General features: G+C 40.5%; 24 protein-coding genes, 1 tRNA gene and 2 other annotated features. Of the genes, 6 read left to right on the plus strand and 19 right to left on the minus strand.

The annotated features are described in order from the left end of the window. Positions 1–48 precede the first annotated feature (48 nt). Positions 49–309, minus strand: a binding site (T-box leader). A 60-nt stretch (positions 310–369) separates the two neighbouring features. After that, positions 370–616: a binding site (T-box leader), on the minus strand. A gap of 61 nt (positions 617–677) precedes the next feature. Continuing rightward, the gene (locus tag DYI25_RS08650; RefSeq protein ID WP_249745291.1) at positions 678–1,319 is read right to left on the minus strand and encodes an MOSC domain-containing protein; all 642 of its coding nucleotides are present in this window, start codon (positions 1,317–1,319) and stop codon (positions 678–680) included. A 162-nt stretch (positions 1,320–1,481) separates the two neighbouring features. On the opposite strand from DYI25_RS08650, the gene DYI25_RS08655 reads away from it, so the two are divergent. Then, entirely contained in the window at positions 1,482–2,756 is a 1,275-nt protein-coding gene (locus DYI25_RS08655; RefSeq protein WP_213367989.1) for an MFS transporter, read from the plus strand. A 33-nt stretch (positions 2,757–2,789) separates the two neighbouring features. Here DYI25_RS08655 and DYI25_RS08660 read toward each other — a convergent pair whose 3' ends face one another. The 7 genes from DYI25_RS08660 to DYI25_RS08685 form a co-directional block, all read right to left on the minus strand. Next, positions 2,790–3,560, minus strand: a complete 771-nt coding sequence (locus DYI25_RS08660) for an alpha/beta fold hydrolase (RefSeq protein WP_213367990.1) — start codon at positions 3,558–3,560, stop codon at positions 2,790–2,792. Between the two features lie 244 nt (positions 3,561–3,804). Continuing rightward, positions 3,805–3,894 carry a putative holin-like toxin gene (locus tag DYI25_RS22795; RefSeq protein ID WP_225649917.1) on the minus strand — a complete coding sequence of 30 codons (90 nt, stop codon included), beginning with the start codon at positions 3,892–3,894 and terminating at the stop codon, positions 3,805–3,807. Positions 3,895–4,055: 161 nt separating this feature from the next. Then, positions 4,056–4,856: a DUF2935 domain-containing protein gene (locus tag DYI25_RS08665; protein ID WP_213367991.1), complete on the minus strand. Its 801-nt coding sequence runs from the start codon at positions 4,854–4,856 to the stop codon at positions 4,056–4,058. A 108-nt stretch (positions 4,857–4,964) separates the two neighbouring features. Further along, positions 4,965–6,824 (minus strand): PTS fructose transporter subunit IIABC, encoded by a 1,860-nt coding sequence (locus DYI25_RS08670; protein WP_213367992.1) that lies wholly within the window; start codon positions 6,822–6,824, stop codon positions 4,965–4,967. Positions 6,825–6,839: 15 nt separating this feature from the next. Continuing rightward, positions 6,840–7,751, minus strand: a complete 912-nt coding sequence (pfkB, locus tag DYI25_RS08675; protein ID WP_213367993.1) for a 1-phosphofructokinase — start codon at positions 7,749–7,751, stop codon at positions 6,840–6,842. Continuing rightward, the gene (locus DYI25_RS08680; protein ID WP_213367994.1) at positions 7,748–8,500 is read right to left on the minus strand and encodes a DeoR/GlpR family DNA-binding transcription regulator; all 753 of its coding nucleotides are present in this window, start codon (positions 8,498–8,500) and stop codon (positions 7,748–7,750) included. The genes pfkB and DYI25_RS08680 overlap by 4 nt, the downstream gene beginning before the upstream one ends. Positions 8,501–8,712: 212 nt before the next feature. Then, positions 8,713–8,922 (minus strand): hypothetical protein, encoded by a 210-nt coding sequence (locus DYI25_RS08685; protein ID WP_213367995.1) that lies wholly within the window; start codon positions 8,920–8,922, stop codon positions 8,713–8,715. 137 nt (positions 8,923–9,059) lie between these two features. Between DYI25_RS08685 and DYI25_RS22590 the strand changes: the two genes are divergently transcribed. Continuing rightward, a complete protein-coding gene (locus DYI25_RS22590) occupies positions 9,060–9,194 on the plus strand; it encodes a hypothetical protein (protein WP_274609497.1) in 135 nt (44 codons plus the stop codon). A 49-nt stretch (positions 9,195–9,243) separates the two neighbouring features. Here the strand turns inward: DYI25_RS22590 and DYI25_RS08690 are convergent, their stop codons facing one another. Next, positions 9,244–9,873 carry a LysE family transporter gene (locus tag DYI25_RS08690; protein ID WP_213367996.1) on the minus strand — a complete coding sequence of 210 codons (630 nt, stop codon included), beginning with the start codon at positions 9,871–9,873 and terminating at the stop codon, positions 9,244–9,246. Between the two features lie 139 nt (positions 9,874–10,012). On the opposite strand from DYI25_RS08690, the gene DYI25_RS08695 reads away from it, so the two are divergent. Beyond that, a tRNA-Leu gene (locus tag DYI25_RS08695) sits at positions 10,013–10,096 on the plus strand. A 279-nt stretch (positions 10,097–10,375) separates the two neighbouring features. Here the strand turns inward: DYI25_RS08695 and DYI25_RS08700 are convergent. Continuing rightward, positions 10,376–10,582, minus strand: a complete 207-nt coding sequence (locus DYI25_RS08700; protein ID WP_041967496.1) for a cold-shock protein — start codon at positions 10,580–10,582, stop codon at positions 10,376–10,378. A 428-nt stretch (positions 10,583–11,010) separates the two neighbouring features. On the opposite strand from DYI25_RS08700, the gene DYI25_RS08705 reads away from it, so the two are divergent. Both DYI25_RS08705 and DYI25_RS08710 read left to right on the plus strand, forming a co-directional pair. Further along, positions 11,011–11,631: a LysE family transporter gene (locus DYI25_RS08705; protein WP_213367997.1), complete on the plus strand. Its 621-nt coding sequence runs from the start codon at positions 11,011–11,013 to the stop codon at positions 11,629–11,631. A gap of 738 nt (positions 11,632–12,369) precedes the next feature. Then, positions 12,370–12,681, plus strand: coding sequence for a DUF6509 family protein (locus DYI25_RS08710; RefSeq protein ID WP_213367998.1), 312 nt, complete (start codon positions 12,370–12,372; stop codon positions 12,679–12,681). A 35-nt stretch (positions 12,682–12,716) separates the two neighbouring features. On the opposite strand, the gene DYI25_RS08715 is transcribed toward DYI25_RS08710, so the two are convergent. The 5 genes from DYI25_RS08715 to DYI25_RS08735 form a co-directional block, all read right to left on the minus strand. Beyond that, positions 12,717–13,112: a cytosolic protein gene (locus DYI25_RS08715; RefSeq protein WP_213367999.1), complete on the minus strand. Its 396-nt coding sequence runs from the start codon at positions 13,110–13,112 to the stop codon at positions 12,717–12,719. A 40-nt stretch (positions 13,113–13,152) separates the two neighbouring features. Then, the gene (locus tag DYI25_RS08720) at positions 13,153–13,650 is read right to left on the minus strand and encodes a metallophosphoesterase family protein (protein ID WP_213368000.1); all 498 of its coding nucleotides are present in this window, start codon (positions 13,648–13,650) and stop codon (positions 13,153–13,155) included. Positions 13,651–13,708: 58 nt separating this feature from the next. Continuing rightward, on the minus strand, positions 13,709–14,245 hold the full coding sequence (locus DYI25_RS08725; protein WP_213368001.1) for a hypothetical protein: 537 nt from the start codon (positions 14,243–14,245) through the stop codon (positions 13,709–13,711). Positions 14,246–14,480: 235 nt separating this feature from the next. Further along, positions 14,481–15,371 carry an NAD-dependent epimerase/dehydratase family protein gene (locus DYI25_RS08730; protein ID WP_213368002.1) on the minus strand — a complete coding sequence of 297 codons (891 nt, stop codon included), beginning with the start codon at positions 15,369–15,371 and terminating at the stop codon, positions 14,481–14,483. Positions 15,372–15,534: 163 nt separating this feature from the next. Beyond that, positions 15,535–16,389: a Ku protein gene (locus DYI25_RS08735; protein WP_213368003.1), complete on the minus strand. Its 855-nt coding sequence runs from the start codon at positions 16,387–16,389 to the stop codon at positions 15,535–15,537. Positions 16,390–16,526: 137 nt separating this feature from the next. On the opposite strand from DYI25_RS08735, the gene DYI25_RS08740 reads away from it, so the two are divergent. Then, positions 16,527–18,362, plus strand: coding sequence for a DNA ligase D (locus DYI25_RS08740; RefSeq protein ID WP_213368004.1), 1,836 nt, complete (start codon positions 16,527–16,529; stop codon positions 18,360–18,362). A gap of 113 nt (positions 18,363–18,475) precedes the next feature. Here DYI25_RS08740 and dapF read toward each other — a convergent pair whose 3' ends face one another. The 4 genes from dapF to DYI25_RS08760 all read right to left on the minus strand — a co-directional run bounded on the left by dapF (position 18,476) and on the right by DYI25_RS08760 (position 22,464). After that, positions 18,476–19,456 carry a diaminopimelate epimerase gene (gene dapF, locus DYI25_RS08745; protein ID WP_213368005.1) on the minus strand — a complete coding sequence of 327 codons (981 nt, stop codon included), beginning with the start codon at positions 19,454–19,456 and terminating at the stop codon, positions 18,476–18,478. Between the two features lie 277 nt (positions 19,457–19,733). After that, entirely contained in the window at positions 19,734–20,063 is a 330-nt protein-coding gene (locus DYI25_RS08750) for a four-helix bundle copper-binding protein (protein ID WP_213368006.1), read from the minus strand. Positions 20,064–20,153: 90 nt separating this feature from the next. Next, positions 20,154–20,945, minus strand: coding sequence for a hypothetical protein (locus DYI25_RS08755; RefSeq protein ID WP_213368007.1), 792 nt, complete (start codon positions 20,943–20,945; stop codon positions 20,154–20,156). A gap of 127 nt (positions 20,946–21,072) precedes the next feature. Continuing rightward, positions 21,073–22,464 carry a S8 family peptidase gene (locus tag DYI25_RS08760; protein WP_213368008.1) on the minus strand — a complete coding sequence of 464 codons (1,392 nt, stop codon included), beginning with the start codon at positions 22,462–22,464 and terminating at the stop codon, positions 21,073–21,075. Positions 22,465–22,692 lie beyond the last annotated feature (228 nt).

A 22,692-nucleotide genomic window follows, 5' to 3' on the forward strand; every position in this document is an offset into this window, starting at 1 on the left:
CTTTAGAAAATAAAAAAGTCCTCTATACATGCACAAAGATTGTGCTGTATAGAGGACGATTACGATTGGACCGCGGTGCCACCTCATATTGGAGCCATCTGGAGCTCCCTCTCTTCAGGTACAGGAAAACCAAAAAGGCTTATCTTTATACCCTATCCTTTTAACGGCGGAATCCCGGGCAAGCCCTACTGTTATTTCAGGCTGCCTCTCGCAAGGCCATTCGGCAAGTATTTCTGTACCGGTTCACACCATACCCGGCTCTCTGTAACGGAAATAATCCTGCTTACTCTTCTTGCTCAACGAGTTTACATAATAATTTTATTGGTATGTTCAGAAAAACAAAAAGGGCCCCCCATCCTTATTGATTACAATAAGGACGAGAGACCCGTGGTGCCACCTTAATTAGCTGTAAAACAGCTCACTTAACAGCATCGAGCACAAAATGCTTAATGCCTGCCTTTTATAACGATAAGGTCATTTCGCCAGAGCCTACCGCCTAAAGGGTTCGGTCTGGAAGCTCGGAAGTCCATTCGCTGGTACATTTACACTGATTCCCACCAACCATCAGCTCTCTGAAGTACCTGATCCAGTTACTACTCTTCGTCATCGCTCATTAATATGTTATTCATTATATTAAAGCGGTGATTCGTAAATGTCAAACAAAAAAATTAAATATTTTAATTTTTCTGCATTAAGAGCTTCTCAAGGTTTTTCTTCCAGTCTTCTGCCAGTTCTTCGATATTCACGAGTTCTTCAATCGCCTTATAGTTTTTCCTTTGGTGAAAATAAATTTCATTGGCTCTTAATATCGAATAGTTATTTTGCTTCCTTTCCAACAAAACTATTTCGGAGTCATCATAAACCATTCCCTCTTGAAGAACACGGAAGAAATACCCCGTAAAACCAGTCTCGACTACCCTCTTAAGCAGTTGGCCAATATCGTTATTCTTCGAGATTTTTGCACACGGCACCCTTCCCTGTGAGACCTGGACAACGGCTTCTCCAAGCCGGTATGTATCACCTATATAGATATCGGATTCGGTCATTCCTGAGGCAGAAATATTCTCTCCAAAGGTTGGAAGTGCAAAGTCTTTTCCGAATTCACCAGACCATTTTGAATAATGCTCTGCTGGATAAAAACAAACAGCCCTGTCAGGTCCTCCGTGAAATTCTGTTGCTGCCACGCCATCTCCGTGGAAGGAATCTTTTGATAGGAACGCTTGTGTCACTCTTTTTTTCCCAATCGCTGATAGTTCTTGTTTGCCATCCCAGGTCCTAAGCTCTGGAATCCCGACGTTCAGGTACATTATTTGTGCCATAATTCCACCAACCTTCAAGTCTTTTCCAATTATTTTATCCTTTTCCCTGCAAAAACTCCATAAGGATTTTTCGCAGAAAGATTTTCCCATAAAAAGACATCAGTTTTTTCTGCGGTTTAAGTCCACACTAAAAATAGTTTGAAAAAAGGCAGGTTACCGATCATGAATCATATTGAGAACTTGTTTCCTAAATCCGGTGGGGTTTCAAATAAAAAAGAGAAGGATACAAAAGAAGATCAAGTGAATAATCAAAAATGGGCAATCGTCTCCATTGCATCCATTCCACTTGTGATGACGCTTGGTAATTCGATGTTGATTCCCGTTTTGCCTGTCATGGAAAAGAAAATGGGTATTTCTTCTTTCCAATCAAGCTTAATCATAACGGTCTATTCGATAGTAGCTATATTCTTAATCCCGCTTGCAGGGTATTTATCTGATCATATCGGCCGAAAAAAAGTCATTATTCCAAGCCTGATCATAACTGGGATTGGTGGAACTATTTCTGGATGGGCTTCGTGGCAAATGAACGATGGGTATTGGGTTGTCTTAATTGGAAGAGCCCTTCAGGGGGTCGGAGCAGCCGGTGCTTTTCCGATTGTTTTACCATTGGTTGGAGACATGTTCAAGAACGATGATGAAGTTAGCGGTGTGCTAGGAGAAATCGAAACTGCAAACACGCTTGGGAAGGTTCTCAGCCCAGTATTAGGTTCTTTCCTTGCTGGATTCATCTGGTTTATCCCTTTCTTTTCAATACCAGTTTTCTGTGCCCTTTCAATAATCATGATGATGTTACTTGTTAAAAGTCCGAAAAAGAAAGAAAAACCATTGCCTTTCAAGGATTTCATAAAAAAAGTGAAACTGATTTTTACAGAGAATGGGCGTTGGCTGTATGCCATCTTTTTTATTGGGGCGATTGTCATGTTCGTTCTGTTTGGCGTCTTGTTTTACCTGTCCGATATTCTTGAGAACAATTATGGAATAAAGGGTTTGAAAAAAGGACTGGTTCTTGCCCTGCCATTAGGGGCTCTTTGCCTTTCATCTTTTATCACAGGCAAAATGATAAAAAAGAACATGGTACTCATGAAGTGGATTACATTTTCAAGTTTAGTGCTGCTTGGTATAGCGATCGCACTCCTGAGTTTTTCAAAGGAACTGTGGTTTATCATCACAATGTTTCTTGTTGCCGGCATTGGAATTGGAGCTAGCCTGCCACCACTAGATGCCCTTGTCACTGAAAGTATCGAAAAGGAAGAACGAGGAACTATTACATCCATATATAGCTCAATGAGGTTCATTGGAGTCGCAGCCGGCCCGCCTGTCATCGCTCTAATGATGAAAAGTTCGAGTAAGCTCATATTCATTGTCCTAACTGCATTAAGTATTGCAGCCGCTCTAGCAACATTCATTGCAATCAAGCCAGAAAAACAAGAGACGTAAAAAAACGCATTGCAAATCAAACAATGCGTTTTTTTATCGCCAGGCAGATTGCTTTTCCAAAAACATAGCTATTTCTGTATTGAACTCCTGCCACTTCTTAACAGGAACCTGATGTGAAACTTTTGGAATAATTGTTCTATTGAAGTCTTCAAGTTCTCTTTCATATGCCCTTAAATGCTGATTGATGAAATCTCTTGAGCCATAGATCAGCAGCAAAGGTACATTCAAATTTTTCAATCTTCCAATGCAAGAGTAATTCAACGATTCGTGATAAAAATGAAACCAAGTCTCCAAATCTGCCTTCAGCATATGTTCAATGAGTTCAGCCCTGTAGTTCTTTTCAAAGGTATGTGCGGTTGCAATCACCTTCGCCAGGGTTTTAGGGGAATTTTTCACCAAATACATCCCCATTAAATGCTCATATTTCAACGAAGGTGAATTTACCTCCGCAAAGCCGCCAGACAGGATAATTGCTGCAGTTCTTTCTGGGTAAGTCAGGGCGAATTCCTGGGCGATGCTTCCTCCGGAGGAATATCCACACAATGCCACTTTTTTCAGGCCTATAAAATCTGCCAGCTTTAAGACTTCTTCTGCATATTTTTGGATGGTAACTTTTTTTAGTAAAGCTGTTGACTCCCCATGACCGCTTAAGTCAGGAAAAACAACCTTATATTGTTCGCTCAGTGGTTTCTGAAATCGAAACACCTTTCTCCCCATACCAGGTGGATGTAGAAAGATAATCGGATCTCCTTCCCCTATCTCATCGAAATAGAGATCACCATACTCTATTTTGCATCTAGGCATCCGCCATTCACTCCCTATGCATGGATTTATACAACTTCATTAGTATAGCCAAATAGTAAAACATCTCATGCATCAAGGCTCTTATAACCGTGACATTGACAGCCTTGTATGGTATTCTTGTATTGTATATATGTAAAGAATGACCGCCGGTGTAGGCCCACCGGCAGTCTCCGCAATAGCCTTTCCCTTAGAGGATCGGCAAAGAAGCAGCTGGACCTCTCACTGTATTACAGTTAAGGGAGGTCTATTTTTTTTGGCTCAACGTTAGAATTGCGAGGATCAAACTGGCAAATGAAAACATCGCCATAAAGGTCTCGAATACTGTCAAAGGCATCACCCCCTTCCTGCGGGGCTACCCGACCACCCATGAGATTTGACTATTGCTTCTCAAGTATAACATAACCTTGTCCAAAATAAGAACATCTGTTCTATACCAAAGAAAAATTAGGGCTAAGATACTAGATGAAATGGAAATCTATCTAGTATCCGCCAGGTTCAGTTCGTCTTCAACCTGGGCTTGCCAGGATTACAGTCCGGTTGATTCATAGAGGCCGCTTCTGCGACTTTTGATAAATAATAGCATTCTTCCCTGAACATATGGTCAGCCATTAGCGGAGCAAAGCTTCCCAATGCCTGTTCAGTTAACTCCAGTTCCTTTAACTCATCAAGAAATTTCATAAACAGTTGAATTTCTAGTGATACTTCTTGATTCATCCTTTGCAAAGCTGGAAAAGAGGTTAAATTCGTTCTCAAGTAGCCAGTCATCTCGACTGCTTTCAAATAGAAATCCTCAAAATGCTTCATATATTTCTCACTCTTTGCCTTCATGCGTTTCTCGACCTGGTCAAGGTTGCTTTGAATGGCACCTGCATGACCTGCAGCATCTAGCAGCCAGACAGTATGGTGGTGCAATTCGTGAAAAATTGGCGGTACCTCTCCCCTTTTAAGATACTCAAGAACTCTGATATATTCCTCGACCTCGTTTACCATATGGTTTATAAAGGTAGGGCCAAAATGGATTTTTACATTGCCAGTCAGCATTTTTTCAATTAGCTCCAGCTTAAATTGCCGGATTTTCTTCGCTTCTTCATCCGCTCTCATGCTCAAATGAATGAGATCTGTTGTTTCCACCCTTTGAAGGAGCCTATCAAAAGTATTGATAAAGTATTTTGCCGTTTCGATTTCCTCTTGCTCTACAGGTGCTAGTGCCTCATGCAGGAATCTCCCATGGTCACCAAGTACCTGAAGCCAAAAACGATGCTCAAACAAGGCAGCACTTTCGAAATCATTCACCATTTCCAGTTTCCCCCTTTACAATTCACTTCATAAAAGCTTATATGCTAATTAATATAAATATTCATAACAAAATGGCCTGCAGATATTTTAATCTGCAGGCCGTTATTTTTATTTTGTAACTGGTTTCTTCAATATTCCAAGCAGGATTGCTGTGACGATAGAACCGATGAGAATTGCAGCCAGGTATAACAGCCATCCTCCTTCAACGAGCGGTACAACGAACAATCCGCCGTGAGGAGCTCTCAGTCCAATATTAAACATCATAGTCAATCCTCCGGCAACAGCCGATCCAGCCATTACTGAAGGAATAACACGCAGTGGATCTGCTGCTGCAAATGGGATAGCACCTTCTGTGATGAAAGAAAGCCCCATAATATAGTTAGCCTTTCCTGCATCCTGGTCTTCCTTGGTAAACTTCTTTTTAAAGAAAGTTGTCGCAAGTGCGATGCCAAGCGGAGGCACCATACCCGCTGCCATGATTGCAGCCATTGGCTCATATACACCGTTTGCAAGTAAGCCAGTTCCGAAAACGTAAGCTGCTTTATTAACTGGCCCACCCATGTCAAATGCCATCATTAAACCGAGGACAATTCCAAGTAATACAGCATTCCCAGTCCCTAATCCTGAAAGCCAATCTGTAATTGCCTGATTCAAGGCACCAACTGGTTTGTTTACCAAGAACAGCATGATGAACCCTGTTAAAGCAATACCGAACAATGGATACAAGAGAATTGTCTTTATCCCCTCGAGTGAAGCAGGAAGTCCAGCGAATAGTTTCTTCAATCCCAACACGAGATATCCCGCAAGGAATCCAGCTACCAAACCGCCTAGGAATCCACCGCCGCCAGTTGCAGCGAGCAAGCCACCGACCATACCCGGAGCAAAACCAGGTCTGTCAGCAATACTTAGGGCGATAAAACCTGCAAGAATTGGTACTAACAATCCAAAGGCACCGCTACCTCCGCCGATGTCCATTAACGCTTTGGCAATTGGGTGATAGGATGGATCCTCAGGGTTAAAGGCATTGTAGCCAAACATAAATGAAATTGCAATTAAGATACCGCCGCCGACAACAAATGGAAGCATGTTCGATACGCCATTCATAAGATGCTTATAGACTCCGCCACGCCCTTCTTTCTTTTCGGACGATGGATTGCCCGAGGCCTGGTATAGTGGTGCATCCTTTTTAACAGCTTTTTCAATCAAGTCCTTTGGTTTACGGATTCCGTCGGCAACAGGTACATCAATTAATGGCTTTCCGGCAAATCTGTCCATATCTACCTTTGTATCAGCCGCAATGATGACTGCTTCAGCGTTTTCAATGTCTTCTTTTGTTAGGACATTTTTCGCCCCGCCTGAGCCATTCGTTTCAACCTTGATATCTACGCCCATTTCAGCTGCTTTCGCTTTTAATGAATCTGCAGCCATGTAAGTATGGGCAATTCCCGTAGGGCATGCAGTTACTGCTACTATGAATTTTTTATTATTCCTTGCAACCTTCTCTTCGGTTTCTTCCTGGTCATAGCTGTTAATAATTTCAATCACATCATCAGCTGTTTTTGCACCAAGAAGTTTTTCACGCGCTTCTGAATTCATCAAAATGGAAGAAAGTCGTGCCAGTGCTTCTAAATGGGTGTTGTTCGCTCCTTCAGGTGCTGCAATCATGAAGAACAAGTGTGCAGGCTGTCCGTCCAATGATTCATAATCGATTCCATCCTTTGATCGGCCAAAGACAATTGTCGCTTCTTTTACGACTGAAGTTTTTGCGTGTGGAATAGCAATCCCATCCCCTACGCCTGTTGTGCTTTGTTGTTCACGTTTTAGGATCGCTTCTTTAAAAGCATTGCGATCTGTAATCTTCCCTGCCCCATCAAGAACTCCTACAAGCTCATCAACTGCATCTTGCTTCGCTGAAGCCCTCATGGATAATAGAATTGTCTCTCTAGTCAGCAATTCTGTGATTCTCATTTTTTCTCCCCCTTACTAGGTGTTTAGTATTTTTACTTCTTGAAGAAGTTGTTCAACTTTATCTGGTGTACATAATCCGATTGAAAAAGCCGTTGCGCTGCCTGATGCAACACTATAGCGGAATGCCTCTTTTCGGTCTCCAGTTTTTAGATACTGAGCGACGAATCCAGCAACCATTGAATCCCCGGCACCTACTGAGCTTTTGACTTCACCTTGAGGAACAGCTGCTTTATAGGCATCGTGTTCATTTATATAGACGGCACCTTTCCCGGCCAGTGAAACGATGACATTTTTAGCACCAGCTTCAACTAGTTTTTTTCCATAAAAAATAGCTTCGTCAGCATTGGTGATTTCCTTGTTGAACAACTGCCCCAATTCGTGGTGATTAGGCTTGATCAGGAATGGCCTGTAGTCAAGAATGTTTTTTAGCAAGTCACCTTCTGCATCTACGATTACTTCTGCCCCAGTCTTCTTGCAGATTTGGACTATCTCTTCATAAATTGATTCAGGCATGCTGGAGGGAATGCTTCCAGCGAGGACCAGGTAATCCTCATTCCCCATCTGCATGATCTGCTCCTTCAATGATTCTATTGCCAAGGTTGATATCTCTGGGCCGGGGGCATTTATTTCTGTTTCTGATCCTGCCTTTAGCTTAATGTTGATCCTTGTATCACCCTCAACTTTTACAAAACTTGTTTGTACGTCTTCCCCGATAAGAAACTCCTCGACATACTTGCCGGTGAAGCCTCCAAGAAATCCGGTTGCTTTGTTATCCACTCCAAGGGATCGAAGGACCCTTGAAACATTAATCCCTTTACCGCCGGGAAGCTTTGTTTCGTTTGAACTTCTATTCAAACCGCCTAGTTGGATTTCATCTGCTTCAACGATGTAATCGACAGATGGATTAAGAGTAAGAGTGTATATCATGGTGTCACAACCTTTATTGAAGTTTTGCTCGTATATTGTCCTTTAAGGTCTTCATCAATTGTATTGGTGATGATTGCTGCCTCATGCAAGTCTGCTATTTTTGCGAAGGTAATCTCGGAAAACTTACTTTCATCAGCAAGTACAAATGACTCACGTGACAAGGACATTGCTTTTTGCTTGATCATTGCTTCTTCCTGGTCTGGTGTCGTATACCCAGAATGAGGATGGATTCCATTAACTCCGAGGAAGCATTTATCAAAGCGGTACTGTTCCAGACTTTCCAGTGCTCCTCTTCCGATGATCGCATTTGTTTTTGGTTTGGCGTATCCGCCTATCACATACGTTTCTATATTTCTTTCAAGAAGCTGCGGTAAATGCATGAGACCATTGGTGACCACTACAATATCTTTAACCGAAAGAAAATTGATCATTTCGAAAACAGTCGACCCGGCATCAAGATAAATACTGTCACCTTCTTCCACAAGCCTTGCAGCATAATGAGCGATTTGCTTTTTTTCTTGAAGGTATTTGGTGGATTTTTCAACCATGCTTGGCTCCTGGAGTTTGCCCCTCAATCTGGCAGCTCCGCCATGCACTCTTTTCAGGAACTTCCCTTCCTCAAGGATTGTCAGGTCACGCCGGATGGTTGACTCTGAAGCCTCAGTTAGATCAACTAGTTCCTGTATTTTTACAATGGGTTTTTCTTTTATTATTTGTAATATGAGCTGGTGGCGCTCAGGTGTTAACATGAGCCATTCCTCCTACTTGCTTCGTATTTACATCATAATGTAATCGATTACAGAAATCAATCATTTTCTTTCAAAAACAATCATTTTTAATCAAAAAATATAAAAAACATTAATGTTTATGAATGTTTTCAGAAAATTAAAAAACCCTCCACAAGTGGAGGGTAAGCTTCATTAACAAATAATGTGGGAAAGATCAAATGAATTTTACCTTGTCATTCTGCAGTCTGTTGAGTTTGAGTTGTGTTTTGAACTTGAGTTACCGCACTTAATGCAGATGAAATTTCATTTGATGCTTGTTTAATTGCTTCCTGAGCCAGCGTAGGATCGGAATTTGCTTTTTCAATCGCTTTTGTCAATAATTCTTGGGTAAGCGTTACATTAGCTTTAGCTTGATTTAGCTGATTAACATCAATTTGAGGCATGAAAGATCTCTCCTTTAATTTTTTTACTTTTTTATAATGAGCATTTGCTGAATTTTTATAATGGTAAAAAATACCCGAAAACCTTCATCATATTTTTGTTTCTAAATTGAAACTATATAAATGTGGAGGTGTCTAAATTGGTGAACAAAGATAGGCAAAATAAAATAAAATATAGTATATGGGATACAAGAGTTGACGAGAAACAACGTAAAATCATTGAAAAATCACCTGAACTCACTGATGGTTTCAACAACAGAACAAGCAAAAAATAGGTGCGGAAAAAAACTCCATGAGGGAGGAAGATGGTCCATTAAATTTACCTTATAATAGTGCTGCTATTCCCTGAAAACCGAAATATACTCCAAATCCCAATAATGAAAGCCCTGATAATATTGAGATAACCCTTAAGCTTCTATAATTCAAAAATTTCCTGAATCCAGTAGTTATTGCGGCTACAAGTATATCCCACAATGCCAATCCAAGAAAGATCATACTGCTATAAACCAACAAATCGGTGCGACCATAGCTGCTGGCGGTTTTGGCCAGGACTGACCCATAAATCCCCAACCAGAACAGGATTGATAAAGGGCTGCTTATCGACATCAAAAAACCTGTAAAAAAACATTTCATCAATGATTCCTGTCCTCGGCTAAACGCAAGGTTAATATCATTCGCCTTCACGATACATTCAATCCCTGAATATGTAAGGACGAATCCACCAAACAGCCACAGGAATATTTGGATGATGGGCATGTCCAAAAAATTCACAAGGCCCAAATAGATTAATAGCATAAAAATAGCATCGGCAATCATTGATCCTGCACCGACGATCCATGCATGCCAGAAACCATTTTTGATGCCCTTGTCCAATCTGGCGGAATTGACCGGTCCAATTGGTGCAGCCAATGTTAACCCAAGAAAAATATAGCTTACTAGTAAACTCACACTCAATTCCTCTTCCTCCAGCACACAGAAACTTTGTAAATTGTATGCCGTGAAATAAAAACTTAATACAACATGTCCAGTTTCCCTCAAAAAAATGAATTGAAATTGCTTTTTCCTGTGCTATAATTTTTTTAAATACTTATTCGCGGGTGTGGCGGAATCGGCAGACGCGCTAGATTCAGGTTCTAGTGGTGGCAACACCGTGGAGGTTCAAGTCCTCTCATCCGCATACAAAGAAGGTGCCTAGAAATGGGCACTTTTTTTGTTTATAAAAAAGGCTATTTTCGCATTAAATGTTGCTTTTCGATCAAGTAACTGCTTCAGCACCCTTAATGGTATCGGGGCTCTTTTGAGGAGGCTTCTGAGCTAGAATTTGCATCAATACTCGTAAAAACCCAGGTGCCGGTTTTTACTTTCGCTGTGAAAGCAACAAAGTTTACGAAAAGAGCGTTAAAAAAAGAAAAAAACAGCCTGGAATCATCCAGACTGTTTTCACCTTATCTTATCATTATCCGATTAGATTCTGACTATGGTTGTTAACCACTTCAAGAACCTTAGTTGTCTGCTCCATATCACTTTGACAAATTGGGCAAGCGGGGACATTGCTGCTTTTAAAATTGTCGCGAACCCAGCAATTGCAATCATCAGAAGTACATACCCATACTTTCGTTTCAGCGGTTACGATCTCTTCAGGCGGTTTTCTTCCAAATGCCATTTCCTCACGCTCCTATAGGTTTAGTTATGGTCCTTTTCGATTTTGAAGGCTTCCACTACATCATCCAGTTGATTGTCAGGATTTTCGAAAAAAAGGAAGCAACAAAATATTCGAAAAGACCTTATCATCGTTCGATTGATAAAAAAATTCATTTATTATAAAAAGCCGGCAAATGAAACTTTTTATAATAAATGAATGCTCCGAAAGTTGATATCTATTCCATTTTACCACACTTTCTTATTTTTACCAAAAGTGACACATTGGCAGTGCCTGCGCAACAGTTACTAGTATATTCTTTTCATCCAAAATTTATTAAAACTGCCCTTAAAAAATACATTGATTATACAGAAATAGGTTGTACACCTTCAGTATTCTGAATAGAAATAGTACAAGCAAATTACGCTTTGACTATTGGAGGTATTTTAAAAGTGAATGTCTTCTTAGGCTATATTTTCCTTGGATTATCACTCGCCGCCCCAATTGGCCCTGTAAATGCAGCGCAGATGGACAAAGGGATCAAGAGCGGCTTTTTTCAAGCCTGGCTTCTCGGCTTAGGTGCCCTCACAGCAGATATTATCTATATGCTGACAGTCTATCTTGGAGTAGTTAAATATCTGGAGACTCCGTTCATGCAATCTTTTCTCTGGCTGTTTGGATTCTTTGTCTTGATATATACAGGAATAGAGACGATCATCGGCTCAGGTAAAATCGTCATCGATAATCGAAGCCAGGATTCTGGTTTCAAGTCTTTTTTGTCTGGGTTTATCATGTCTATTTCCAATCCACTGACAATATTATTTTGGCTGGGGATTTACGGATCTGTCCTTGCCAAGACCGCTTCATCTTACGGAACTGGCGAACTTGTCATTTACAGCTTTGGCATCATACTAGGCCTTATTCTCTGGGATATCGTTATGGCCGCTATTTCCAGCAGCTTCCGTAAGCTGCTTACAACAAGGTTACTGACGATTATTTCCCTTATATCTGGAATTTCATTAATTGGCTTTGCTCTGTTTTTTGGATATCAAGCATTGAAGCTTTTTCTTTGAAAAAGAGTGCCATGAGAAGGAAGTCCCATATCCTGAAAAGCTGTCATAATAACAACGGATTCTTGACAGCTTTGACTTCATTTCATGAAAAGCTGTCACAATAACAACGGATTCTTGACAGCTTTGACTCCATTTCCTGAAAACCTGTCACAATAACAACGGATTCTTGACAGCTTTGACTTCATTTCCTGAAAAGCTGTCACAATAACAACGGATTCTTGACAGCTTTGACTTCATTTCCTGAAAACCTGTCACAATAACAACGGATTCTTGACAGCTTTGACTTCATTTCCTGAAAAGCTGTCACAATAACAACGGATTCTTGACAGCTTTGACTTCATTTCCTGAAAACCTGTCACAATAACAACGGATTCTTGACAGCTTTGACTTCATTTCCTGAAAAGCTGTCACAATAACAACGGATTCTTGACAGCTTTGACTTCATTTCCTGAAAAGCCGTCTAAATAACACAGGAATTTCTTTGTTTATAAATCGCAGATACATGACTGGTCTCTGTCCAGCGCATAAACTCCGGCATGTTCCTGGTTTCAAGCACAGCGCATGCAACAGGACTCATATGGTTATGTTTCCGGTTTAGGTTTCCACATACTGCTCCGCTTTCATTAGGTCAGAAAGCTGCTCTTTGTCCAGCATTCTTTCTCTTACCGCGAATTTCTTGATTGTTTTCGGGGTTTTCGATATATAATAGAGGTGACAAAATTAAAAGGATGAGCATTCATGAATATTACCGGACATACTACCGAGATCCTTGATGATCCATTTGGACTTCTTACAGGGAACAGATATGAATATTTTTTAAATATCGAGGTAGACGAAGAGGATGAGCTCTATACTGAAAAAGGCCTGCTATTGAAGGTGCTTTTCCTGGTAAACGGAGAAGAAAGACGGATCCTGCAAAGCTATTTCATTGAACAGGAAACAGAGAAGGTCCTCGATTTTGAACTTGAAGATGATGAAGTGGTGCAAGTAAAAAAGTATTGTGAGGAAAACTTGCCAGCTGAGGATGAAAAAGAAGAGGAATCAAACTAAAAAGAGCAGAAATTCTGCTCTTTTTTTATTTGTAATTATACCTCTACTGTCTTACCTTCCTCAACAATATGATAAAGGAGATGGGCAAGGTGTTGAACAGGTCCAAGTTCCCCCTCTTCTTCGTTAAGTTCTTCAGTAAATTCCAGGTCATTCAAATACAATGCTGAAAATTCATAGAAATCCTTCAGTTCGAAGCCGTAACAGTTCGAAGGCTCCTCCTTTTGTTCCTCATATTGAAGCATCAAATAAGACTCTTGTCCGTCTTTATCTTCCGCATCAAAAAAGACAAAGAAACCAATATTCGTATCCAAATCAAATAAATGGCGTGTTCCACCTTCAGTAGCCTGGTCATAATCTTCGCTGCTTAATTTCTGGACCTTCATCGTTTCAACCTGATCTTCTGCGTGAAATTTCACATCAAATGTTTTCATAGTTGCATAACACTCCTATCTATTTTTTCCATAAGTTGAGTTAATTCTTTTCTTTAAAAAAGATATGCTCTGCCCTAATTACTTCTCCGACTGTCAGGATACCATAAGAGAATTCCTGCTGTCTTCTTTTATCAGTCGGTGAGCCGGGATTAAAGACAATCACGCCATCGATTTCCTTTACGACGGGAATATGGGAATGACCATAAACGATGCAATCAACTTCGTCTTCAGCGAATGTTTCCACTGCCCTTTTTTCGGTTGTTTTCCCAGTACCGTGTCCATGGACAATCCCAATATGAAAATTACCTGCTCTTAAGATTTCTTTCGACTTGAGCATCCTTTTAAGTTCAGGTCCATCGACATTTCCAGTGACTCCAATAATGTGCCCATACTGTTTTAGCTCATTATAAAGCTCCACGGTCTGCCAATCGCCAGCATGAATTATGTAATCACAATCTTCAAGGTCTATGAGCAGCCTCTCTGGCAGCCTCTTTGCTTTTTTCGGCATATGAGTGTCAGAAATGACCACGATTTTCATGGCTGGACGCACTCCCTTCGCCTGTTATTCCCTGTTATATTACCCTGATGGGAATGGATTAACCATTCTCAGGATCTTTATATTTAGTCACATTAAAATAATCATTCGTATCATTATAACCATTGAACTCAATATCAAGGTCATGAAAATATCGGTGAAGCTGAAGTAATATCTTCTTATCTTTTATCCCATCTTCAATGGTTCTAGAGTAATTTGAGATTGTTTTAAAGTCAGCTTGGAGCGCTGTATTGTCTGTTTCAACAGTTGCCAGAACAGATATGATTTCAGAAGCGATCTCCCTCTGCTCCTTCCATTCAACAGAATTGATCCCGCCCCAACCGAGAGTATCATTATATTTAGTATGAAATTCACGAATGAAGCTGCCTACTGTTGAGTATTTATCACGTTCAGACTCTTCCTGGAATACTGCGACAGTCTGACCTCCGTTTTTAAGATTGCTTGAAACACTTTCGCCCCTGACATCTTGATGATTCCTTGTCTCCCACATTGTATAGCCAGCATATAAACCAAAAGCCAGCAAAAACAGACTTGCAGGTAAAATCATAAGTTTCCATTTGCCCTTCTTCTTTTCCATCTGCCTGCCCCCTGTAAAAAACAACCATTTGTTCGTACACCGCGATTAATTGTTCTTAATATAATTTGACACCAATGACAAAAAACCTTTTATTATTTCCCTCCCCTGAGGTTCTTTGAGATTGCTTTAAGGGCATAAAATGAAAAGCATAAACCTCTAAAAAGGATGGATCTTGGGGGGATTTAGCCTTTAAAAAATGGAGAAAACCAGGTGCATCACCTGGTTCTATCTTAACTCAGTTATACTGTTTAATATAATATTTAATCAATTGACCAAGTAATTGATTTAGATCGGTGAACACATAGCCAAGCCCTGCTGCAAGTGAAGTGTCGATCGACCAGGAGCCAGGCAATGCATATGGGGATACAATGCCAGTATCAGTGCTATTCTCCAGTATTACCTCTTTATTGGCCACCCTAGCTATTTTTTCAACCAATTCGCGCAAGCTTATATCTTCTGCCGACCCTGGATTGATTGGCCCTTCTAAATCTGAATACCCTATTTCCAACAGAAAGCTTGCGGCTTCATCAGCATGGATGAAGCTGTAGCGCAAATCAGGATTAGGTATTCCAATTGGTTGGCCGGAAAGTACTTTATCCACATGGAACTTAAGGCGCTCTGTGTAATCATCTTCAGAGACGACAATCGGAAAGCGAACGGAAACAACTTCAAAATAACCAAGCTGGTGGAATACCGCTTCAGAGGCTCTTTTCGCCTCTTTGTAACCTTCATACCCTGGGTAATCCTTTCGACTTTTGTATGTTACTGGATATGTATAGGCATTGAAATTCCCTTCTACATGTTGTGTACCAAACTCATATACAGCTTGAGTAGAGGTAAAAATATAGCGGCGCACTTTCCCTTTTAATGCATCTGCTGTATCTTTCGCCTCCATTGGCGAAAAACAGGATTGATCATACACTAGGTCCCATTCTTTACCCTCAAAGGCCGCTACCATCGTCTCTTTCTTTTCCCGATCGATAACAAGCCGCTTTACATTTTCACCAAATGGATCACTTTTTGTTCCTCTTGTGGCAATCGTTACCTCATTGCCATTCTCTATCAGCTTTTGCACCAGTTTTTTCCCAAAATACTGGGTTCCTCCAAGGACAAGAACTTTTCTCATCAAAAATCCCCCTTTTCTATATTGATTTATTCTTCTTTGATTTCGGATTTCCTTTAAATTTACTGCAAAAGACAGGTTTCTGTCTGCTGAGCAATTGAAAAACCGGCTTCAAATATATCGAGGCCGGCTGGGTCATATAGATGCTTTCTTTGTCCTTGCTTCTTTAAGCTTGCTTCTTTTCCTTTGCCTTTGGTTTTGCAGCTGTTTTTTTCTTTTTTGCAGGTGGTGCATCTTTCTTCTTTTCTGGCTTAGTACGGTCAATGGAAGCCTGAAGCGCTGCCATAAGATCGGTAACATTGGAAACAGGCTCTTTTTCTGTAGGTGTGACCACCTCTTTACCAGTACGTTTCGCTTCAATCAACTCTAATAAAGCAGTTCGATAATCATCCTTGTATTTATCTGGTTCAAACTCCGTTGTGAGCTGATCGATAAGCATGATGGCAGTTTCCAGTTCCTTGTCTGTTACTTTATCTTCAGCTGGTACATTCGGCACATCTACAGCATTTCTAACTTCATCCGGGAAATGAATTGTTTCCATGACGAGCGTATTGTTATATACCCTAACTACAGCCAGCTGTTCCTTGGCCCTGATAATAATCTTTGCAATACCGACTTTTTCTGATTCCTGAAGAGCCTTCCTTAACAGGGAGTATGCTTTTCCGCCCCCTTCGTTCGGAGACATGAAATAGCTGCGCTGAAAATAAATCGGATCGATTTCAGATATTTTTACAAAGTCGATTATTTCCACGGCTTTATCTTCATTTTCTTTTCTTAATGCTTCAAGATCTTCATCCTCAAGGATGACAAACTTTCCTTTTGTGTATTCGTACGCTTTTACGATATCCTCATTTTTCACTTCTTTATCGCAGCCAGGACAAACCTTTTCATATTTAATTGGAGTATGGCACTCTTTACATAGATTCCTCAGTTTGACGTCTTTATCCTCAGTCGCCGCATGTAGCTTAATCGGAATATTGACTAAACCAAAGCTGATGCTTCCTTTCCAGATTGTATGCATGACGTTCTCCACCTTATTGTTTTATTAATAATTTGCTTTAGAATCGATTTATCATTCGTAAAAACATTTGCCAGCGTACTAGTTTGAGGTTAAACAGGAACAATATAAATACGACTGGTGTGAAAGGATGGGGAATAATGCCGAAACCAATGCTCCCTACACTGGCATTCGAAACGCCACAAGGAGATGAATGGCGTTATGAGATCAAATTTGATGGCTTTCGGGCCTTGTTGACATGGGATTCAGAAATTGAACTTACAAGCCGTAATGGAAAACCGCTGCTGCCGTTGTTTCCAGAATTAACTGAGTTCCTGACTGCCAAAAAAGAAAAGTTCCAGAAATTCTTGCCTCTGACATTCGACGCAGAATTAGTTTTCCTGGAGAATCCATATAAAGCGAATTTCGGAGCAATCCAAATAAGAGGAAGAATGAGGTCCCAGGAAAAAATAAAAGCTGAATCAGACAGGAATCCTTGCAGGCTGATGGTTTTCGACCTTCTGATGGTAAGAGGAAAAAATATAACATCCGAAAGTTATAAAGACAGGCGGACAAAACTTAAATCCTTGTTTTCAGAGCTTGGACTGCCACTCTCTCCCAACCACCAAAACCCCGACCTGGTGCAGCTTGTCCCTAGCGAACCTGAATTAGAAAACCTATGGGAAAAAGTTGTCATCTATGATGGAGAAGGGATTATCGCCAAACAATATAATAGTAAATGGGAGGAAGGTAAACGGACGGAAGCGTGGATTAAAACGAAAAACTGGAAGTATGTTTCCTGCTTTGTGACGGCATATGAAAAATCAAATGGATACTTTTATATATCTGTTTACAAAGATTCAAAAATATATCAAATCGGACTTGTGATTTTTGGGTTCAAGCCCGAGGAAAAAAATGCCCTGCATCAGATCATCAAGCAAAATAAAAGCGATGAAGACACTCAATTCATATATGTAGAACCTGGAATCTGCCTTGATGTAAAATACCTGGAAATCTATGAGGATCAACTTCGTGAGCCTCATTTCCATCAGTTCCGGTTCGATTTAAGGCCAGATTCCTGTACTTATGAAAAATTCGTTTTCCAACAAAAGAATCTGCCCCCGGATATTGAAATTACCCATCCAGACAAGCCGATTTGGGAGGAACCACCGTTCCAAAAGGTTGATTACATCCATTATTTAAGGGAAATTTCTCCCTATATGCTTCCATTCCTGGAAGACCGGCTGTTGACGGTGATCCGCTATCCTCACGGTATGTTTGGCGAAGCCTTTTATCAAAAAAACGTTCCTGATTACGCACCGGACTTCGTCGAAACTTCGAATTCTGAAGGCATCGAGTATATCGTCTGCAATAATATGAAAACCTTGCTTTGGCTTGGGAATCAAATTGCTATTGAATTTCATATTCCCTTCCAAACGATCAACAGCAAAGGACCTGATGAAATTGTCTTTGACCTGGACCCACCATCAAGGGACCATTTCCATTTGGCGATTAAGGCTGCTGTTTATATTAAAGAGGTATTAGATGAATTAAAGCTGATCAGCTTTATAAAAACCTCTGGAAACAAAGGACTGCAGGTGTACATCCCGCTTCCAGATAATAGCTATAGCTACGATGAGACAAGATTGTTTACCTCCTTTATCGCGAACTATCTTGTTTCAAAAGACCCAGAATCATTCACGATTGAACGTTTAAAGAAAAACAGGGGCAATCGATTATATGTTGATTACATCCAGCATGCTGAGGGCAAGACGATTGTCAGTCCATATTCTGCCCGCGGGAAATCTCATGCAGGTGTAGCCACTCCGTTATTCTGGGAAGAAGTGAATGATAATTTAAAAATCAAGGATTTCCATTTGGGAAATATCATTCAGCGCGTGCAGAAGTTAGGCTGTCCGTTCAGGACCTATTTTGCCGCAAAAGAAGAGCAGAATTTTGAACCGGTCCTGAATGTATTAAAGTCAAAAAAATCCTGAGGAAGTTCCTCAGGATTTTTGCTTGTCTTAGCATTCCAATTGAGAAGCATAAAAAATGCGGATTCACCAGGTCGTGTGCTTATAGCAAAACCATATGTGTAAACAGCCTTTAGTTAAAACTGGCTAAGATACTTTTTAGCATGCTCCTGCAGCCTGCTATACAGGGTATCTTCGTTAAATTCTTCCTGTTCAAGTATTTCAGCGAGTATTCCTTCTTTTGTAAAATTAACATCAATTTGAGCTGCGTAAACAAAAGTAGCATTGCCGATCAAATCGATTGTATAAGTCTCACCTTCTTTATGGACAGCGCATTGAACCATCCCGCCATTATTGTACACATTAATTGGCTGGTCAAGTTCGTTCTCCCCCATCAGACATGTGACAAGTGTGGATGCTGACATAGCTGTTCCACAAGCATTAGTATAGCCTACTCCCCGTTCATAAGTTTTTACAAAGATACTCCCCTTTTCAAGCAGCCTTATAAAACTGACATTGACGCCGTCAGGAAATAAATCATTAGGATTGTTTACCTTTTCACTCAATTCAGTCTGCAAATCGGATTCCAATTGCTCTTTGCTGACTACAGTCGTTAGGTGAGGATTAGGTACTGCGAGTGCTGTAAACGTCAATTCCTCAGATAACTGCGGGATTTTCTCCTGAATCAGTGTTTCCTGGTCAAGCTTTAACGGCAAATCCTTCAGTTCAAAAGTTACCGGTGAGATTTCTACCTGGTAGGTTGGGATATCACTGAAAATCGCCTCATGCTTTTTCACCTTGAGATTGGCTTTCATTGTTTCAATCACGGCTTCATCCACGCCTAGCTTCTCGCAGACATAACGGCCTGCACAGCGAAGTCCATTGCCACACATGGATGCCTCTGTACCATCAGAGTTAAAAATCCGATATTGGGCATCTGCAACCCTGCTTGGACGGATGAACAGGATTCCATCCGCACCTAGTGACGATTCTCTGTCACAAAGCGCCAATGCAAGATCACGCCTTTTGAAATCATCAAACTTATAATTCCGGTCAGTTTCATCTATTAATAAAAAGTCATTATTTGATCCATGACATTTAATCAAATCAATTAACATGCTAACGCCTCCATAATCCATCGTTATATTACAAGATGCCATAAATAATGGAATTGTTCAATAATGAAAGTCAAAAGGGGTATAATTCGTGTCATTTTTCATCAATTCGCATTTCCCTTTTACCCTATAGCTTTGGTAAGACACATTTGAGGCAATGCAGCGCTCCTGCTTTTACCCTTTTTCTCTGTTCAGGCGATTTTCGGGCAATGCACGGCGTCTGCTTTTACCTTGTAGCATATAAAAAGAACCAGCTTTTGATTTGCTGGTTCTCCTGGTATTAAGATGCTATTTTCCTGCATTCTTCAGCGCATTTAAAGCAGGCTTCGGCGCATTTTTGGCAATGATCATGGTCATGCTTTTTGCATTCATTGCCGCAAGCGTCACAAATTTCCGCACACAAGCCGCAAATTTGGTTCACAAAGTGGCTGTTTGTCTGCATTGCCGTTACTGCCATGCCACAGATTTCAGCACATTCCCTGTCCATTCTGATGCACTCTGCCATCATTTTCACATTCTCTTCTTTTAAACAGGAATCAAAACAAACATTACATGATTCAATACATTCTATGCAAGCCTGGATACAATCATGATATTGTTGGTTTTCCAAGTTCCCAACCTCCTTCTAGTTTCTATCTATCTGTTAACCTCTAGGAATCCAAGATAAACTTAACTTAAGGAAATGGAAATAATTTTTAGATTAATGATCATAGTACATATAAAAACTGGCGAGAGCAGCAAATACAGCCAGCCTCTCTTCCTGTCCCATCGTGTAGTCGAATGATAAAACAGGGGTATTGGCTTCTTTGAAAAAACTGGTCCACTCCAATGGCATCCAGCCTTTTTGCAGCCTGGCTGTCGTTTTGCCGTCTTCACGAACAATTTTCAAATCATGAATCAGGCCAGAAAATTTCTCGATTTTTAACTTTACACCGCCATTTATGACGGACGAACCAATAATCCCTTTATTCTTCTTTTTTGGAAAAAATATACCAATAATATCATTTTGTGCATTCAGCATTTTAAATCTATTATGCTCCTGTTTCAGTCTTCCTTGCAGATTTCCTTTCGAGTCATAGATTCCAATTTGTTTCTTTATTCTTTTATCTACAAAATAAGGAATAAACCAACGGTAGTTTCTGGTATGGAGTTCTCTTAATTCTCCGGCCAGCATTCCGTCGGGAGTAAAAAAGAGTATTCTTACTGCAGGCGCAGGAGCGAAGGCAATAAGCAGGTTGTTTTGCTCAAGGAGGTGTTTATCATCATATCGATGAAATGCTTCCGCGCTCTCTTCTGATTTGTTTTTATATAAAATATAGCGATTGTAGTGGAGGAAAACTAAAAACAAGAATGGTACTGCCACTAGGAATAGAGGTATATTCCAGGAAAACAGCAAGCTTAACGACAAAATCATCGTAAGAAGACCAGCTGATAAAATAGAACCGTTTAAACTAACATAGGCGGTTTTCTGGTAATATTGCCGGATACTCATATCTATTAACTCCTTGAGGAAAATCTATTTCGTCATTCTAAGTCTATTAATCGAGGAGCCCAATCATTCTACCTTTTTTCAGCATAAAAAACCGGACAGGAGCTCCCCCATCCGGTTTGGCATTTGATTATTTTAATTTTAGTGCATTTACTGCATTGATCAGACCATAGCCAGTTTGCTCGTCATACCCTGGTTTGAATAAATCTTCAGCTGAGTTTTGGATGATTGCCTTGACTTGAGCTGGAGTAAGTTTGTCCTTACCATGCTTAGCGATTACGACACCAGCAAGTGCAGCAGTTTTCGGTGCTGCCATTGAAGTTCCGCCTTTACCTCCGTATCCATGGCCGATTACTTCCTTTGTATTTGGATCTAATAAAGGCACAGTGCTATAAGCAAGGTAACTATTATCTCTTCCTGTACGAGTAACAGGATCATAATTCGGTCCAAGGTCGCCGCCCGGTGCCATTACGTCAATTTTACCTACGCCATAGTTAGAGTAGAATGCAAGATTCTTCAAAGCGCCGCCAGCAGAAACTCTGATCATTGTCTGGCTGCTCGGGCTTCTGTGAGTTGAACCTGTATCATCTCCTGATAATTTACCAGGACTGCTAAGATCGACAGCGTTATTTCCTGCAGAACCGACAACAGTCACTCCCTTTTTGATTGCGTACTGGATTGCGCGATTGAATAATTGAACATCAGCTACGATATCCTTCGTTGCATATGCAGGATCCTGGAACCAGTCATAACCACCAAGGGACATGTTAACTACATCAACATTATCGTCTGCGGCTGTCATTAAAGCCTCTGCGATGTGGGATGTTGCTGCACCGCCAGTTGGTCCAAATACTCGGTATGATGCTACCTTAAGGTCTGGTCCAACCCCAAGAGCTTCACCTTTTGCCGCAATTGATCCGGCAACATGGGTTCCATGGCTGTTCTGGTCGATTGGGTCGGAATATCCTGGTACAAATGATTTACCACCTGCGTAATTATCTTTCAAATCAGGGTGGTTATAGTCAATCCCTGTGTCGATTACACCTACAACGATATCTTCACCATCAACAGATAATCCAGTTCCTCCTGGAAGCTTCCATGATTCACCGTTATTTGTTACTTGCTTGATATCCCACATATATTGATTATAGAAATCTGCGCCTTCAGTAAGGTCTTCAACCGCTACTGTCTCTCCTTCAATCGTTTGTTCAGGATAAACAGTATTCTCCACACCAGCTTCTAAAACAAGAGATGATTTCTTCACCTCATTCAAAAAGTTGGCATTTTTTGAGGTAACCTCCACGGCACCAAGCTTGTCCAATTTATCTTCCACCTGGCCGCCGGCTTTTTTGATCGCTTCCGCATAACCTGCTGGAAGTCCCTGCTGGTCTTTAAATATAACAAGGTATGTATTTTCTGTATTTGTTTCTGCTTCCCCTTTCGTTACACCAGCATTAAAAATTGTAGCCGCTCCCAGAAGGACAGCGAGTGTTCCTGCATAAAGCTTTTTTCTTGTCGACATATTACCCCTCCTTTTTTCTTAATTTTCATTATATTTAAAAATCAAACTTTAGCAATATAATGAATTCGACATCTAAATCCAGTATTTATCCAGAAAATTAGGTATAATTTATTATTCGTAAGTTTACCTTTGAAATAATATCCTGTTGAAATATGTTAAAAGAACCATTTTAACATATTTATTATCTAAATATTTCGACAAAATCATAGTAAAAACAGTTCTTCCTTC

The sequence above is a fragment of the Mesobacillus boroniphilus genome (assembly GCF_018424685.1).
Lineage (GTDB): Bacteria > Bacillota > Bacilli > Bacillales > Cytobacillaceae > Mesobacillus > Mesobacillus boroniphilus_A.